Source organism: Arthrobacter sp. NPDC058130 (assembly GCF_042884475.1).
In the GTDB taxonomy this organism is placed as follows: Bacteria; Actinomycetota; Actinomycetes; order Actinomycetales; family Micrococcaceae; genus Arthrobacter.
The window spans coordinates 628332-644501 of sequence record NZ_JBHVTV010000002.1 but is presented as its reverse complement, the minus strand read 5'-3'; the positions used below and the strand labels follow the sequence as shown (position 1 = coordinate 644501).

Below are 16170 nucleotides of genomic sequence, written 5' to 3'. Positions count from 1 at the left end.
TCCCGCCTCCCGGACTGGGCTTTCCCGTGCCGCGGCAGCCGCAGATTTCCATTGATTTCTGCCGCCGCCAGAAGGTAGGTTCAGGGCAAGGGCACGGGTGCCCCGTCCCGCCATGCAGGGAGGACTTCAGTGAGCTTGAGACCCCTCACTCCGCAGGAGCGTTCCGACGCCCTTCGCAAGGCCGCTGCCGCAAGGGCCACCAGGGCCGAGGCCAAGGAGCGCCTCAAGTCAGGAGAGCTGACTATCGCCAAAGTCATCGATGCCGCGGAAACCGACGACGCCATTGCCCGCATGCGGATCGTGGAGCTGCTGGAAGCATTGCCCGGGATCGGCCGGGTCCGTGCCGCGGCCATCATGGACCAGCTCGGCATCGCGCAATCCCGGCGGGTCCGCGGCCTGGGAATCCACCAGCGCCGGGCGCTGGTAGATTTTATTGACGACAAATAACTTGGTCCGCCGAGCTGCCCCCAACGCCCAAAGGAATATGTGAGCAAGAAACCGGGACTGACAGTCCTCGCCGGCCCGACGGCTGTTGGCAAAGGCACCGTGTCCACCTATATCCGCGATAACTATCCCGAGGTGTGGCTGTCCGTGTCGGCTACCACCCGGGCCCCGCGGCCTGGCGAAATCGACGGGGTGCACTACTTCTTCAAGTCGAAGGAGGAGTTCGAGACCCTCGTGGCTGCAGGCGAACTCCTTGAGTGGGCCGTGGTGCATGGCCAGAACACCTATGGCACCCTGAAGAGCACGGTGAACCAGGCCATCGCCGAGGGCCGGCCGGTGCTCCTGGAAATCGATCTGCAGGGAGCGCGCCAAGTCAGGCAGGCCGTTCCGGACGCGCAGTTTGTGTTCCTTGCGCCGCCCAGCTGGGAAGAATTGGTCCGTCGGCTTGTGGGCCGCGGCACGGAAAGCGCCGAGGAACAGCAGCGGCGGCTGGAAACCGGTAAAGTAGAGCTTGCTGCTGAACCGGAGTTCGACCACACCGTTATTAATGACGACGTTCGCCGGGCAGCGGACGAGCTTGTTTCACTCATGGGGCTGACCCCCCACCCGCACTAGCCGCGGGAAGCCATCAGCCCGTTAGAATTTGGAGAATTCGTGTCCACGAACCTTGAAGGCATCATCAACCCGCCGATCGACGAGCTGCTGAAGGCTGCCGACTCGAAGTACGGACTGGTGATTTTCGGTGCCAAGCGCGCACGCCAGATCAACGCGTACTACGCCCAGCTGCACGAGGGCCTATTCGAGTACGTTGGTCCGCTGGTCGACACCAAGCTGAACGAGAAGTCCCTCTCGATCGCGCTGCGCGAGATCAACGAAGGCAAGCTCGTTTCCACGCCCATCGAAGCCGCGGAGTAATTCCCTTCGCGGGAATAGCAAAGTAAACAGACTGCCTGTTGACGGAGATCACGTGCGCATAGTCCTCGGAGTCGGGGGAGGGATTGCCGCCTACAAGGTGGCATCGCTCCTCCGGCTTTTTACTGAAGCCGGGCATGACGTCACGGTCATCCCCACCGAGTCGGCCACCCGTTTCGTCGGCATTGCCACGTGGGAGGCCCTGTCCGGGCACCCGGTGACCAACAGCGTTTTCGACGATGTCCACACGGTCAACCATGTCCGGCTGGGCCACGAGGCTGACCTGATTGTCGTGGCCCCGGCCACCGCCGATCTTCTGGCCCGCGCGGCCACCGGCCAGGCCGATGACCTCCTCACCAACACCCTGCTGATGGCTGGCGACTGCCCCGTGCTGATGGCCCCGGCCATGCACACCGAAATGTGGCAGCACCGGGCCACCCAGGGGAACGTCGAAACCCTGCGCAGCCGCGGCATTACCGTGCTGGAACCCGCGAGCGGCCGCCTGACCGGCGCCGACTCCGGTCCCGGCAGGCTGCCAGAGCCCGAGGCGATCTTCACCGCCGCCATGGCCCTTGCAGGCGCATCCGCCGTGCCACGCACCGCCTCCCTGGCACCCGGAGACACCGTGCCGGCCGCCGACACCGGGGCGGAACCGGCGCCGGGTGCCGGACCGTCCGCCGGCCGCCCGCTGGCCGGACTGACCATCACCATCAGCGCCGGCGGCACCCGCGAACCGCTGGACCCCGTGCGGTTCCTCGGCAACCGGTCCTCGGGCAAGCAGGGTGTGGCCCTGGCGGCGGCTGCCCTCGAGGCCGGCGCCCGCGTCCGCGTGCTGGCCGCACACATGGAGGTCCCGGCGCCCGCCGGCGTCGAACTCATCCAGGTCGAGACTGCCCTGGAGCTGCGCAAGGCGGCGCTGCACGCGGCCGCCGACTCCGACGTCGTCATCATGGCCGCCGCCGTCGCCGACTTCCGCCCGGCGGACGTCTCAGGCACCAAAATCAAGAAGCGCGACGACGTCGCCGATCCCGTCATCAACCTGGTGCGCAACCCGGACATCCTGCGGGAACTCGTCGAGGTCCGCGACGCCGCCTCCCGGGACCAGCTGATCGTCGGCTTCGCCGCCGAAACGGGTGATGCCGGGGGAGATGTCCTCGAGTATGCCCGGGCCAAGCTGCGCCGGAAGGCCTGTGACCTGCTGGTGGTGAACCAGGTGGGCCGGGACAAGGTCTTTGGCGAAGATACGAACTCCGTAGTCATCCTTTCCCGCGCCGGCTCCGAACCCCAAGAGGCGTCGGGTTCCAAATCCGACGTCGCGGCTGCCGTGATCGACCGGATCAGCGCCGAGTTGAGCCGGGCTGTACCGCCGGCATAGCCGGGCGTAACCAACGTCTCCTTAGCATGGGGACACACGCCGCCGGATGTCCGTTTTCCAACCAGTAAGGTAGTTGAGTGACTTTACCGCTGCACATCCCCGACTTCCACGGGTCCACGCCCGCCGCGCTCCGGCTCTTCACGTCCGAGTCGGTGACGGAGGGCCACCCCGACAAGATCTGTGACCAGATCAGCGATGCGATCCTCGACGCCCTGCTGGACAAGGACCCCGAATCCCGCGTAGCCGTCGAAACGCTGGCCACCACCGGGCTGGTCCACGTGGCCGGCGAGGTCACCACCGACGCCTACGTCGAGATCCCCCAGATTGTCCGCGAGACCATCCTGGGCATTGGCTACGACTCGTCGGCCAACGGCTTCGACGGCGCCCGCTGCGGCGTCTCCGTATCGATCGGCCAGCAGTCCAACGACATCGCCGGCGGGGTGTTCAACTCACTCGAAGCCCGCGAGGGACGCCAGGAGGACGACTACGACCTCCAGGGCGCGGGCGACCAGGGACTCATGTTCGGCTACGCCAGCGACGAGACCCCGTCCTACATGCCCGTGCCGATCTGGCTCGCGCACCGGCTCTCCGAACGCCTGACCGAGGTCCGTAAAAACGGCGAGCTCGCGTACCTGCGCCCGGACGGCAAGACCCAGGTCACGGTGGGTTATGACGGCGACCGCCCGGTGTCCGTGGAGACCGTGGTGATCTCCAGCCAGCACGCCGAAGGCGCCAGCCTGGACCAGCTCCGCGCCGACCTCGCCCAGCACGTGGTGGACCCGGTCATGGCGCTGTCCAACCTGGACATCTCACGGACCCGCAACATCCTCAATCCCGCAGGCGCCTTCGTCATTGGCGGCCCCGTGGGCGACGCCGGCCTCACCGGCCGCAAGATCATCGTCGACACCTACGGCGGCATGGCCCGCCACGGCGGCGGCGCGTTCTCCGGCAAGGATCCGTCGAAGGTGGACCGCTCGGCCGCCTACGCCATGCGCTGGGTCGCCAAGAACGTCGTGGCCGCCGGCCTGGCCAAGCGCGCCGAAATCCAGATCGCGTACGCGATCGGGCAGGCCCGCCCCGTTGGAACTTACGTTGAGACGTTCGGCACCGAAACCGTGGACCCGGCTCGGATCAGCGCCGCGATCGCCGAGATCTTCGACCTGCGCCCGCGGGCCATCATCGACGCCCTCGACCTCAAGCGCCCGATCTACGCCAAGACCGCCGCCCACGGCCACTTCGGCCGCGAAGACCCGGATTTCACCTGGGAACGCCTGGACCGGGTGGACGAGCTGAAGGCGTTCTTCAACGCCTGAGTCCGGTGGCCGAGTGTAGGAAGCCGTCTTGACGGTGCGTTTTGATGGTGCGTTTTGATGGTGTGCTGACGGTGCGTGATTGTCAGTAAGTTTTTGTCAGTGCTGTGTGATGTGCTGTAGCCAGGCCGCCTTCCGGTGGCCTGGCTACAGTGCATTTGAGAAACCGCCATTGAGCCCAAGGGGAGGTGCGCGTGGGTCCCAATCCTGCCGGCGGCGCGCCCGGCGAGCCGCAGCAGCTGTCCCTGCTCCAGGGTTTCCCGGCGTCCGCCGCGGAAGCGTCCGGGCCTGCCCTGGCTCCGCATCTGCCGGTGGCGCGGGTATTGATCGAATCCTCACTGCCTCACCTGGACCGGCCCTTCGATTACAGCGTGCCTGCCACCCTCGACACTGAGGCCCAGCCGGGAGTCCGGGTCAAGGTTAAATTCAACGGCCAGGAACTGCAGGGATACCTGCTGGAGCGTACCGCCAGGTCCGACGCCGGCCATCCGCTGGTGCCTCTGCACAAAGTCCTGTCGTGCGTCCCGGTCCTGACCCCCGCGGTTGCCGAGCTCGCCGGCCGGATCGCCTCGCGGTACGCCGGAACGGTCAGCGATGTCCTGCGCGTTGCCGTGCCGCCGCGGATGGCCAAACTCGAAAAGGAATTCGCCCCGGACGGCCGGCTCGACCCTGAGCTGTTCGGTACTGAGCTGTCGGGTACTGAGATGTCCGGTCTTACGGCCGCCGTATCGCTGCCCTCACCGGCCGCGGGCAGCGCCTGGACCCCGTACCGCAACGGCCAGGCGTTCCTGGCCCACCTGGCCGGCGGGGAGTCTCCCAGGGCCGTCCTGACGCCCCTTCAGGGCTACGGGCCTGGCGGCTGGCCGCGGATGGTCGCCGAAGCCGTGGCCGCGGCGCGCCTCTCCGGCCGCGGCGCCGTCGTGGTGGTCCCCGACTACCGGGACCTGGACCGCGTGGAGTCCGCCCTGCTGGAACTCCTTCCTGCCGGCGACGTCGCCCGGCTCACCGCTGACGACGGCCAAACCCCGCGCTACCGCAGCTTCCTGCGCATCCTCAGCGGCGCGGCCGGGGTCGCCGTGGGCACGCGTTCCGCGGCCTACGCCCCGGTGCGGAACCTTGGGCTCGTGGTCTGCTGGGACGACGGCGACGACCTCCACATCGAACAGCGGTCCCCGTACGCGCACTCCCGCGAAGTCCTCCTGCTCCGCGCGGGCCAGGAGGGTGCCGCGTGCCTGCTCGCCGCCCATTCGCGCAGCACCGAAACGGAGCGGCTGGTCGCCTCCGGCTGGGCGCAGGCCGTGGAAGCGGAGCGAACCGTCCTCCGCCGGACCGTCCCGCGCGTACTGAACACGGCGGACAGCTTTGAACTGGAACGCGACCCGCTGGCCCGCATCGCCCGCCTCCCCGGGGCGGCCTGGCGTGCCGCCAAGGAGGGTCTGGAACGGGGCCCGGTCCTGGTCCAGGTGGCCCGTGCCGGCTACGCCCCCTCGCTGGTGTGCGAAACCTGCCGGGAACCGGCCCGCTGCACCGCCTGCAGCGGCCCCCTGGCGATCGCGGGTCCGGGCGGGAACAGCGCCGTGCCGCAATGCCGCTGGTGCTCCGCCCCGGCCCCGTCATGGCGCTGCGGCACCTGCAACGGTGTCCGGCTCCGGCGTGGCGCCACGGGAGCCCTCCGCACCGCGGAGGAGCTGGGCCGGGCGTTTCCGGGAAAACCGGTCATTACCTCCTCCGGTGACCACGTCAAGGCCACCGTTCCGGAGACGAAGGCCCTCGTGGTGGCCACCGTCGGCGCCGAGCCGGTTGCCACCGGCGGGTACGCCGCGGCCCTGCTCCTCGACGGCGACTCGCTGCTGCGCCGGGAAAACCTGAGGGCGGGGGAGGACGCAGTCCGCCGCTGGTTTAATGCCGCAGCCCTGGTGCGGCCGGCACCCGACGGCGGCCTCGTGGTCATCACCGCCGACGACGCCGCCGGGGTTGGCGCCCTGCTGCGCTGGGATCCCGCCGGGTACGCGAGCCGGGAACTGGCACTGCGGCAGGAACTGCAGTTACCGCCCGCCGTGAGGGTCGCCTCCGTCACCGGGGGCAGGACCGCCGTCGGACATTTCATCAACGCCGTTGAGCAGCGACTGGCGGCACAGGGCACCGTTCTCCGGACGGCCGGTCCGGCGCCCCTCTTGCTGCCGGCAGCCGCGGGCGGGCGCGTCCTGCGGGATTCCGCACGGGGGGAATCTGCGCTGGGGGAATCTGCGCTGCGGGAATCTGCGCTGCGGGATTCTGGCGAGGAGGTCCGGACACTGCTGTTCATCCCTTACGCCCAGGCCGCCGAGGCCACAGCGGTCATGCGGGCCGTCAAGGCGGCAGCCGCAGCCAAGCGCAGCGAAGACCCGGTGCAGCTGCGCCTGGACGGTGTGGACGTCCTCTAGCTGGCCAGCAGTGCCCTTGCCGAGCGCACGCGCCAAGCACCCCGGGCGCACCGGGCGGGCCCACCCCTGAGCTGCAGGCCGCCGCCGCGTTTCCCCACGTTTGACGGGTTGCCGACGGCGCGTCCGCCCGCCACGTCGGCGTGTCCCGGCGTCGCAGTTGCAAAAGTGGGGAAATTCCGCGCGGTGCCCAGAATGGCGGCAGCCAACCAGAGACTCTGCCGTTCCGGTGACCTAGCGCTTGTTCCGTTGGCGGAGGGCGACGGCCTCTTCGGCGACCGCCACGAGGCGCCGGGCGGACTCGTCCCAGCTGAAGTCGGCCGCCCGCTCCACCGCGCGGAGGGATCGGGCCTTCCACAGGGCACGGTCCTCGAGCTTGCGAACGGCCTCGGCAAACTCCGCGGGCGAGTCCGGGTGCACGTAACTGACAGCGTCATCGCCGACCTCCCGGAAAATCGGGATGTCACTGGCAATCACCGGCGTGCCGTGCGACATCGCCTCGACTAGCGGCAGCCCGTAGCCCTCGGCCCGGGACAGGCTGATCAGGGCGGTGGTGCGCGCCAGGAGGGCCTCGTACTCGGCATCGGTCACGCCGTTGTGGAAGACGATGTTTGCACCCTCCGGAGCCAGCGCCTCCAGTTCCGCCCGCCGCTCCGGTGCGATACGGCTCAGCAGATGGAGGGTCATGTCCGGCAGCTCCGCCATGCCGAGGATCATCGTCTCCACGTTCTTGTAAGGCATGAAGGAGCCCATGTACAGCAGGGTCTTGTCGGCCCCTGCCCCCGGGTCGCGGGGTGTGTGACCGTGCTGGGGAGCGTTGCCCACGATCCTCACCGGGCGCCGGGTGAGCCGGTACTTCGCCATCAGGGCCGCCGTGGTGGAGCTGATCGTGGCCACGATGTCGGCCCTGTTCAGCAGGAGCCGCTGGGGCCAGAAGGCCTTGTGGTACAGGCGCCACAGGACCCGGACCGGGGCCGGCAGGAACCCGGGCGGGGCGGGGTGCTCGTAGTAGATGAGGTCGTGCAGGGTCAGCACCAGGGCGTACTTCCGGCCCCAGCTGCCCATGGTCTGCATGGGGCACACCACCACGTCCGCGCCCAGCTTGTTGACCCGCGCCGCCACGAAGAGCTCGGCCGGGGACAGCGGGCTGTTGATCACGGTATACGGAACGTCCGGCAGGAGCGCCAGCTGGCGGGGGTCGCTGATCAGCATCGAGACGTCAGCGATCTTGGCGGACGCCGCGATCAGGCTGGCGCTGTAGCGGCTGATGCCGTCGTGGTGGTCCAGCCGGGTGAATCGGGCATCAATGAGAATCTTCACGCGGCGTGGTCCTTTAGGAAGCGTCGGATGTAGCGGGCGGCGGGTTCGGGCGTTTCGTAGTGGATCAGGTGCCCGACGCCGGGAATGACTTCCAGCCTCCCGTCCGGAAGCCGCGCCGCGAGTTTGTGCTGGTCCGCCAGCAAGGCAATCTCATCCTTCTCACCTGCGATCAGCAGCACGGGCAGCGTCAGTTCAGCGGCCACCTCTGAGACATTGCTCCCGACCGAGGCCTTGAAGGCCTGCAGCAGGCTGTCCCGATCCGCGAAGGAGGAGAAATAGGCGCTGTGCTGGGCGTGGACGAACCTTCGGATGTCCTTGTCCCCGGTCTTGGCCATGGCCACACTCATCACCCGCACGATCGCCTGGCTGCGGAGCAGGCCCAGGCCGAGCCGCCGGGGGAGGCGCGCGGCGGCCTCGTAATAGAGCACCGCGAGCTTCGTCATCAGGCCTTTCGGTCCCTCAAGTGCAGGCGCCGCAATGGGATTGACCAGGATCAGTTCGGCCACGGCGTCGGGGTTGGCCGCCACGAAGTGGCTGGCGATGATTGAACCGAATGAATGTCCCAGCAGGACTGTGTCCGCACCCAGGCCCAGCGCAGCCATGAAACCGCCGAGGAAACTGCCGTACGCGGTGACACTGTGTTCGGTCTGTTCGAACGCGGCCGAGCCGCCGAAGCCCGGCAGGTCCGGCATGATCAGGCGCATCTCCGCCAACTGGTCGGCCACCCGGAGCAGGCCGTGGTGGTCGCCGCGGAAACCGTGCACCACCAGGATGGTCCGGGTCTCCGCGGTGACCCGCACAGGTTCGTAGACCCAATAGGCGATCCTGGCGCCGTCGACGTCAACGGACTCGGCCCGGGTGCGGGCTTCGAGTCCGCTGCTGAGCAGCGGCGTGCGTGAGGACCCGGTGTCCACTTGTTCCATTTGGATTGATTCCTATGCGACGTTGTCGGGGTGGGAGCCGGTCCGGAAGCCGCGTTCAAGGCCGCCCATCTCCGACATGTCCAATGCGGACAGCTCAAAGTCGAAGACCTCGAAGTTTTCACGGATCCGTCCGGACGAACTGGCCTTGGGGATCGCGATGTTGCCCAGTTGCAGGTGCCAGCGGAGAATGACCTGCGCCGGCGTGCGGTCGTGTTCGGCGGCGAGGGCCAGAATGACCGGGTCTTTCAGGACCTGGCCGCGGCCCAGGGGACTCCACGCCTCCGTGCGGATGCCCAGGAGCTCGTGCTTTTCCCGCAATTCATTCTGCTGCAGCCAGGGATGAAGCTCGATCTGGTTCACGGCTGGGACAACTTCCGCGGTGTCCAGAAGCCGGTCCAGGTGCTGGGGCTGGAAGTTGGAGACGCCGATTGCCCGGACTTTGCCCTCGCGGTACAGCGTCTCAAGGGCGCGGTAGGTTTCCGGGAACAGCCCACGCCGCGCACACGGCCAATGGATCAGGTAAAGGTCGACGTATTCCAGGCCGAGGTTGGAGATCGACGTGTCGAAGGCCCGCATGGTGGCGTCGTAGCCGTGGTCGTCGTTCCAGACCTTGGTGGTGATGAAGAGGTCCTCGCGGGATACATATGGTGCGGTTTCCCCCGGGCCACCGCCCGTGCCCTCAAACCCGGACAGGGCACCGATTCCCTTGCCGACGCCGGTCTCGTTGCCGTACATGGCGGCGGTGTCGAAGTGCCGGTAGCCGGTCTCGATTGCCATGGTCACCAGGTTGGCGGCGTCGGCGGGGGGGACCTTGTACAGCCCGAATCCCAGCCGGTCGATCAATACGCCGTTGTTCAGGGTCAGCCGGGGGGAGAGTCTCATGACAACGACTTTACCCACTGGCGCTGGCGAACGACGGACCGCCGGTGCCGCCGCTGCCGCCGGCCGCATCGGATCACGCATTGGATCACGCATTGGATCACGCATTGGATCATGGTGCGGATCCCGCTTCGGCGCCAGTCAGCCAATCCCGTCGAACCGGACGAGCCGGCGGGCGCTGGCCTCGTCGAGGATCAGGTCGGTGGCAAGGCCTGCCGCCAGCGCACCCCGGAGCCCGTTGATCTTGGAGGCGCCGGACACGACGCAGATGCGGCGCCGCACCTGGCGGAGCTGGGCGAGGTCCGGGCCCGTGGACCGTTCATTGAGCGTGATGCCGTCGGAGGACCCGTCAGCGCGGAAGAACACGGTGGCCACGTCACCCACCACATCGGAGTTCGCGAGAACGCTCAGGTCGTCTTCATCGAGGTAACCACCGGCGTAGACGTGGCTGGGATAGTCGGCGTCGACCGACCCGACGCCAAAAATCGCGATGCTCATCCGGGCCTGCAGCGCCAGGATGCGTTGAACACTGCGCTCATTCCACATGGCCGTTTTGGTCGCGGCGTGGTCGAAGAAGGCCGGCACGGGGAACTGCTCCACCCGTGCTCCGTAGGCGCTGCCGAACCGCCGCATGATGTCGGAGGCGTAGGTGATGCCGGTGGTCTGCATATTTCCGGCGCCGTTGAGCTGCACGATCACGCTGTCGTGGGTGATCTTGCGGGTCAGGTGCCGGCTCACGGCGCTCAGTGTGGAGCCCCAGGCGACGCCGATGATCGCGTTGGAGTCCACCAGCGGTCCGATCGTCCGGGCGGCCTGCATGGCCACACGGTCCAGTGTTTCCGCCTCATTGAGCGTGTCCACCACCGGAACGACATGCACATCCACCTTGTATTCGGCCCGGATCATGCTTTCCAATTCGGGCCCGGTATCCAACGGACTGCGGATCTGGATCTGCACCAGACCCGAATCGCGCGCCGCCGACAGCAGCCGCGAAACCGTGGACCGGGACGTCCGCAGCTCCCGTGCAATAGCGTCCATTGTCAGGTCCTGGAGGTAATACAGCTGCGCCGCGCGGAGGGCGTCGGACTGGCGTGAAAGGGTCATGAAATTTCCCGTCTGCACGTTTGTGCATAGTGCTTGACTCCATTTTCCATTACTCCAAAGAATAGTGTTGAACGGCGCCGCGCCCCGGGCGTGCCGCACAGAACCAAACCCAAGGGAGCAGTTTTGGGACAGAAGGACTCAGTCGGCACACCGGCGAACCGCCGCGCCTCGGTACAGAAGCTGCGGACACGGCGGCACGCGCAGGTGCTGATCATCGGAGGCGGGATTAACGGCGTGGGCACGTTCCGCGACCTGGCCCTCCAGGGCGTGGACGTGGCGCTCGTTGAGCGCGGCGACTACTGCCAGGGCGCCAGCGGCGCCTCGTCCCACATGATCCACGGCGGCATCCGGTACCTCGAGAACGGCGAGTTCCGCCTCGTCCAGGAGTCCGTGGTCGAACGCAACCGGCTTCTGCGGATTGCACCGCACTACGTCAAGCCGCTGCAGACCACGATCCCGATCTTCAGCACGTTCTCCGGAGTCCTGGCCGCCCCGATGCGCTTCCTGACGCACAAGCAGGGCAAGCACACCGAGCGCGGAGCGTTCCTGATCAAGCTCGGCCTGAGCATGTACGACTTCTTCTCCCGCGACGGCGGCACGGTTCCGCGCCACCAGTTCCGCGGACGCAAGCGCGCCTTGGCCGAGCTGCCCCGCCTGCACCCCGGGATCAAGTACGCGGCCACCTACTTTGACGCATCGGTCCACAACCCCGAGCGCCTCACCCTCGATGTGCTCCAGGACGGCGAGAAGGCCGGCGGCACGGACAGCTACCTGGCCCGGGCCAGCAACTACGTTTCATTCCTCTCGCAGGGTACGGCGAACGGTGCCGCGGACGCCACCGGCACCATCGAAAGCAGCGGCACGACAGTCCAGCTGCGCGACGAGCTCACCGGCGAAGTCTTCGACTTCACGGCCGACGTCATCGTGAACACCACCGGGGCCTGGGTGGATCTGACCAATGAGGCCATGGGGGCGGCGTCGTCCTTCATGGGCGGAACCAAAGGCTCTCACATCGTGCTGGACCACCCGGCACTGCTCGAGGCGTGCAACGGCCGCGAAATCTTCTTCGAACACACGGATGGCCGGATTGTGCTGATCTATCCGATGGGGGACCGCGTCCTGGTCGGCACCACCGACGTCGACGCCGACATGGCCGAGGACGCCGTCTGCACCGAAGCGGAAATCGACTACTTCTTTGACCTGATCGGCCATGTCTTCCCCGACATCCAGGTGGACCGGGGCCAGATTGTCTACACCTTCTCCGGCGTGCGCCCGCTTCCGAAGCATGACGCCACGCAGCCCGGGTTCGTCAGCCGGGACTACCGGATCGAACGCCGTGCGGCGCCAGGCGGGGCCGTGCTCAGCCTCGTGGGCGGCAAGTGGACCACATTCCGGGCCCTCGCCGAGCACCTGAGCAACGATGTCCTGGCCGAACTCGGCATGGAACGGAAGGTCTCGACGGCGAAGCTCGCCATCGGCGGCGGCGCCGGGTTCCCGGACAGCGAGGACGGCGTCCAGGGCTGGATCAAGGCCCACATGTCCGCCGGCCGCGACGCCGCCCGCGTCACCGGGCTGCTGACCCGCTACGGCACCCGCGCCGAGGAAGTCATCCGCTACCTGGACGGTGCCCCGGCCGGTGAACCCGACAGGCTGCTGCACTCCACCCGGGAGCTCAGCACGCGCGAACTGGAGTTCATGGCGGCGAACGAGCAGGTCGGACACCTCGTTGACGTCCTCATCCGCCGCACATCGTTGGCGTTCCGGGGACTCGTGACCGGGGAACTCTTGAACGAAGTTGCCGGCATCCTTTCGGGCCCGCTCGGCTGGGACGCGGCTCGCCGGGCCATGGAGATCAGCCACGCGCAGGAGGTGCTTCAGCGGTTCCACGGCGTCCAGGTCCACAGCCTGGTCGCCTGATTCGACTTGCGTGCCCGGCAGGGAAGCCCGGGTGCAAGCACTGCGCGGTCCGCCCCGGCGGCCGGCGCAGTGGCTAGGCCGGCAGCACCAACATGCTGCCGGCCCCACGGCCTTTCAAACTCGCGAAGGGCCGACAACAGAAAATAGAGGAGTCAAAGATGTCTCTTGGAATAGTATTCCTGTCCGAAGTATTCGGAACCGCAATGCTGACCCTGCTGGGTTGCGGCGTTGTGGCCAACGTTGCGCTCAAAGGCACCAAGGGCAACAACGGCGGGTTTCTCATGGTCACCTGGGGGTGGGGCATTGCCGTCTTCTCCGGTGTCTATGTTGCCGTCCAGTCCGGGTCGCACCTGAACCCCGCGGTCACCTTGGGTCTGCTACTCAACGGCAAGAAGTTGTACGCTCCGGGCGTCCCGGTCGACTTCGCCTCAACCCTGACCTACTTCGGCGGTGAACTGACCGGTGCCTTCCTAGGTGCAGTCGTGATGTGGGTGGCCTACAAGCAGCACTTTGATGTGGAAACAGAGCCCGCCAGCAAGCTGGCCGTCTTTTCCACTGGTCCGGCGATCCGCTCCAACCCGTGGAACCTGGCCACCGAGATCATCGGCACCTTTGTCCTCGTGTTCGTCATCCTGACCTTCGGCGGGACACCTTCCGGACTTGGCCCGCTCGCGGTCGCCCTGCTCGTTGTGGGCATCGGTGTATCCCTCGGCGGCCCCACCGGCTACGCCATCAACCCGGCCCGTGACCTCGGCCCCCGCATCGCGCACGCCCTGCTCCCCATCAAGGGCAAGGGGTCCTCCGACTGGAGCTACTCCTGGATTCCGGTGGTCGGACCGCTGATCGGTGGCGGCCTTGCCGGCATCGTGGCCGCGGTTGTGCCGATCATCCCCCCGGTGCTCCCTCTCTGACCGCCAGTTCAACTGCCACGCCAACAGACACGCTAAACAGACAAGGACGTCACTATGAACCAGTACGTAGTCGCTATCGACCAGGGCACCACGAGCACCCGCGCCATCGTGTTCGACCACAGCGGCAGCATCGTCTCCTCCGGCCAGATGGAGCACGAGCAGATCTTCCCCCAGGCTGGCTGGGTAGAGCACAACCCCGCTGAAATCTGGAACAACACCCGCGAAGTGATCGGCTCGGCCCTGTCCAAGGCGAACCTGACCCGGCACGACATCGCCGCCGTCGGCATCACCAACCAGCGCGAAACAGCGGTCGTGTGGGACAAGACCACCGGCGAGGCGATCTACAACGCCATCGTGTGGCAGGACACCCGCACGCAGCCGATCGTGGACGAGCTGGCGAAAGAGGGAGGCCCCGAGCGTTTCAAGCAGAAAGTGGGCCTGCCGCTGGCGACCTACTTCTCGGGCACCAAGATCAAATGGATCCTGGACAACGTCGAGGGCGCCCGGGCCAAGGCGGAAGCCGGAGACCTGGTCTTCGGCAACACCGACTGCTGGGTGCTCTGGAACCTGACCGGGGGGACCGACGGCGGAGTGCACGTAACCGACGTCACCAACGCCTCGCGGACCATGTTCATGGACCTTGAGACGCTGTCCTGGGACCAGGAGATTCTGGACGCGTTCGGCGTCCCGGCCTCCATGATGCCGGCCATCAAGTCCTCCTCCGAGGTCTATGGCACGGTGCACACCTCCCAGCTGCTGCGGGAGGTTCCTGTGGCCGGCATCCTGGGCGACCAGCAGGCGGCCACGTTCGGCCAGGCGGCTTTCGAGGCGGGTGAAGCCAAGAACACCTATGGCACGGGCTGCTTCCTGATCTTCAACACGGCCGAGGAAATTATCCACTCCAAGAACGGGTTGCTGACCACCGTTGGTTACAAGCTCGGCGACGCGGCGCCGCACTACGCGCTGGAAGGCTCCATCGCCGTCACGGGTTCGTTGATCCAGTGGCTGCGGGACAATCTCGGCCTGATCAGCAGCGCCCCGGAGGTCGAGTCCCTCGCCGCATCGGTGGAGGACAACGGCGGCGTATACATTGTGCCGGCGTTCTCCGGCCTCTTCGCGCCGTACTGGCGTTCCGATGCCCGCGGCGCCATTGTGGGCCTGACCCGCTATGTGAACAAGAACCACATCGCCCGCGCGGCCCTGGAAGCCACGGCCTTCCAGACCCGTGAGGTGCTGGACGCCGTCAACGCCGATTCCGGCGTGCCGCTGACGGAGCTGAAGGTCGACGGCGGCATGGTCGCCAATGACGCCCTCATGCAGTTCCAGGCGGACATCCTCGGCGTGCCGGTGATCCGGCCGAAAGTGGTCGAGACGACCGCCCTGGGCGCAGCCTACGCGGCCGGACTGGCGGTCGGATTCTGGAAGGACCTGGGCGAGTGCTCGGCCAACTGGGCCGAGGACAAGCGGTGGGAGCCGCAGATGGACCAGGCCGAGCGGGACCGCCAGATGCGTCTGTGGAAGAAAGCCGTCACCAAGTCCATGGACTGGGTGGACGACGACGTCAAGTAGGCAAACACCCTGACCCGCCGGCCGGCTCGGCTTCGGCGGACAAGAAGAGCTCCGGCCAGGTTCCCCTGGCCGGAGCTCTTCTTTGTTCCTTCGTCAGCTTCGTGTCAGCGTCAGCCGCCCGGAGCCGCTCAGGACACGGGCCCCGTGGACGTGGTCGTCACGACAGCGCGGGGCGTCTTGGCGTAGACGTCCTTGCTGACCGTGTAGCCACGCTTGTCCTGCTTCAGTGCCTGCGCATTGACGCTTTGGAGCTCCGCGCTGCTGAGCTTCTTGATCTTCACGAGGTCCATGAACTCCTGGTCTTCCCCGCCGACGGCGGTAACTTTGACGAGCCCGGTCCCGGCCGAGTAGAACTTCCGCTGGTGGCCCGCACTCGGCGGATCCAGCGGGTTGAACTCATCGATCACCAGCACATCGTTGTAGCAGCCTGTCTTGACGCAGACCCGCTGGTTTTTGTACAACACCCGGCCGCAGTCAAGGAAGTCCACGCTAGGTGCGTAGGCCTGTACATAGGCCGGGGTGTTGCGGTGGGGGGTTCCCTGTATGGCGGTCCCGGCCTGCGCCTTATCGATTCCGCTGATAAAGGTGCTCGGTGCGCCGATGAACTTTCCGTTCTCGTATTCCTCAGGGTATTCCCCGAAGAGCCAGACGCTGCCCGTCCTCTTCGACTGGGCGAAGAAGGCGAGTTCTGACTCGGCCAGGACGCCGTCTGAAAAGTCCCGGTCCCACAAAACAAGGGTCTTGACGCCGTTGATCACCTTGGTCAGCCCGGTCACGGTGTGAACGACCGAGTGGGCGCTCACACTGCCGTCCGCGGACTTCACCTCGCCTGTAGTGGTGAACTGCATGCCGGGTTTGAGAGGGTTCCACTTGTTGTCGATCACTGGGTTCGCCGGGAAGTCCGCCCGGTTGAAGTGGATCGCCGAGCCGGGGCCGCACAGTTCCTGGGAACTGACGGCCGCCGGCACGGCAGCCACCGCCGTTGCCGCCGTCGCTGACGTTAGCGATGCCACCACCAACAAGAGCGCGGAGCCGTAGGCGGTTAATCTCTTAGTTCGTGGTGTCATGTGACTGGCCTCTCAGTTG

14 protein-coding genes are annotated in these 16170 nt (G+C 66.8%); 9 read left to right on the top strand and 5 right to left on the bottom strand.

Translation table 11 applies throughout. The features are described 5' to 3' along the window. Positions 1-129 precede the first annotated feature (129 nt). From mihF to ACFVTM_RS07100, 6 genes are all read left to right on the top strand, one after another. A complete protein-coding gene (mihF, locus tag ACFVTM_RS07125) occupies positions 130-447 on the top strand; it encodes an integration host factor, actinobacterial type (RefSeq protein WP_390202694.1) in 318 nt (105 codons plus the stop codon). Between the two features lie 39 nt (positions 448-486). Next, positions 487-1059 carry a guanylate kinase gene (gene gmk, locus ACFVTM_RS07120; protein WP_390202693.1) on the top strand — a complete coding sequence of 191 codons (573 nt, stop codon included), beginning with the start codon at positions 487-489 and terminating at the stop codon, positions 1057-1059. A gap of 39 nt (positions 1060-1098) precedes the next feature. Then, complete coding sequence (rpoZ, locus tag ACFVTM_RS07115) at positions 1099-1359, top strand: DNA-directed RNA polymerase subunit omega (protein WP_090581074.1); 261 nt, start codon at positions 1099-1101, stop codon at positions 1357-1359. 52 nt (positions 1360-1411) lie between these two features. Continuing rightward, positions 1412-2731: a bifunctional phosphopantothenoylcysteine decarboxylase/phosphopantothenate synthase gene (locus ACFVTM_RS07110; protein WP_390202692.1), complete on the top strand. Its 1320-nt coding sequence runs from the start codon at positions 1412-1414 to the stop codon at positions 2729-2731. A gap of 77 nt (positions 2732-2808) precedes the next feature. Then, complete coding sequence (gene metK / locus ACFVTM_RS07105; protein ID WP_390202691.1) at positions 2809-4044, top strand: methionine adenosyltransferase; 1236 nt, start codon at positions 2809-2811, stop codon at positions 4042-4044. A gap of 191 nt (positions 4045-4235) precedes the next feature. Beyond that, positions 4236-6464: a primosomal protein N' gene (locus tag ACFVTM_RS07100; protein WP_390202690.1), complete on the top strand. Its 2229-nt coding sequence runs from the start codon at positions 4236-4238 to the stop codon at positions 6462-6464. Between the two features lie 231 nt (positions 6465-6695). On the opposite strand, the gene ACFVTM_RS07095 is transcribed toward ACFVTM_RS07100, so the two are convergent. From ACFVTM_RS07095 to ACFVTM_RS07080, 4 genes are all read right to left on the bottom strand, one after another. After that, on the bottom strand, positions 6696-7781 hold the full coding sequence (locus ACFVTM_RS07095) for a glycosyltransferase family 4 protein (protein WP_390202689.1): 1086 nt from the start codon (positions 7779-7781) through the stop codon (positions 6696-6698). Further along, positions 7778-8704, bottom strand: coding sequence for an alpha/beta fold hydrolase (locus ACFVTM_RS07090; RefSeq protein WP_390202688.1), 927 nt, complete (start codon positions 8702-8704; stop codon positions 7778-7780). Before ACFVTM_RS07090 ends, ACFVTM_RS07095 begins: the two co-directional genes overlap by 4 nt. A gap of 12 nt (positions 8705-8716) precedes the next feature. After that, positions 8717-9586 carry an aldo/keto reductase gene (locus ACFVTM_RS07085; RefSeq protein ID WP_390202687.1) on the bottom strand — a complete coding sequence of 290 codons (870 nt, stop codon included), beginning with the start codon at positions 9584-9586 and terminating at the stop codon, positions 8717-8719. Positions 9587-9724: 138 nt separating this feature from the next. Continuing rightward, positions 9725-10687 (bottom strand): sugar-binding transcriptional regulator, encoded by a 963-nt coding sequence (locus ACFVTM_RS07080; RefSeq protein WP_390202686.1) that lies wholly within the window; start codon positions 10685-10687, stop codon positions 9725-9727. 123 nt (positions 10688-10810) lie between these two features. On the opposite strand from ACFVTM_RS07080, the gene ACFVTM_RS07075 reads away from it, so the two are divergent. From ACFVTM_RS07075 to glpK, 3 genes are all read left to right on the top strand, one after another. Beyond that, positions 10811-12604 (top strand): glycerol-3-phosphate dehydrogenase/oxidase, encoded by a 1794-nt coding sequence (locus ACFVTM_RS07075; RefSeq protein ID WP_390202685.1) that lies wholly within the window; start codon positions 10811-10813, stop codon positions 12602-12604. A gap of 158 nt (positions 12605-12762) precedes the next feature. After that, positions 12763-13515 (top strand): MIP/aquaporin family protein, encoded by a 753-nt coding sequence (locus ACFVTM_RS07070; RefSeq protein WP_390202684.1) that lies wholly within the window; start codon positions 12763-12765, stop codon positions 13513-13515. 54 nt (positions 13516-13569) lie between these two features. Continuing rightward, complete coding sequence (glpK, locus tag ACFVTM_RS07065; protein ID WP_390202683.1) at positions 13570-15084, top strand: glycerol kinase GlpK; 1515 nt, start codon at positions 13570-13572, stop codon at positions 15082-15084. 128 nt (positions 15085-15212) lie between these two features. Here glpK and ACFVTM_RS07060 read toward each other — a convergent pair whose 3' ends face one another. Beyond that, the gene (locus tag ACFVTM_RS07060) at positions 15213-16151 is read right to left on the bottom strand and encodes a hypothetical protein (protein ID WP_390202682.1); all 939 of its coding nucleotides are present in this window, start codon (positions 16149-16151) and stop codon (positions 15213-15215) included. Positions 16152-16170 lie beyond the last annotated feature (19 nt).

Bases quoted from the DNA above. Each gene is read 5' to 3' on its own strand.
- ACFVTM_RS07085 (WP_390202687.1), bottom strand. From the start codon at position 9,586: ATGAGACTCTCCCCCCGGCTGACCCTGAACAACGGCGTATTGATCGAC.
- ACFVTM_RS07060 (WP_390202682.1), bottom strand. From the start codon at position 16,151: ATGACACCACGAACTAAGAGATTAACCGCCTACGGCTCCGCGCTCTTG.
- ACFVTM_RS07080 (WP_390202686.1), bottom strand. From the start codon at position 10,687: ATGACCCTTTCACGCCAGTCCGACGCCCTCCGCGCGGCGCAGCTGTAT.
- ACFVTM_RS07090 (WP_390202688.1), bottom strand. From the start codon at position 8,704: ATGGAACAAGTGGACACCGGGTCCTCACGCACGCCGCTGCTCAGCAGC.
- ACFVTM_RS07070 (WP_390202684.1), top strand. From the start codon at position 12,763: ATGTCTCTTGGAATAGTATTCCTGTCCGAAGTATTCGGAACCGCAATG.
- glpK (WP_390202683.1), top strand. From the start codon at position 13,570: ATGAACCAGTACGTAGTCGCTATCGACCAGGGCACCACGAGCACCCGC.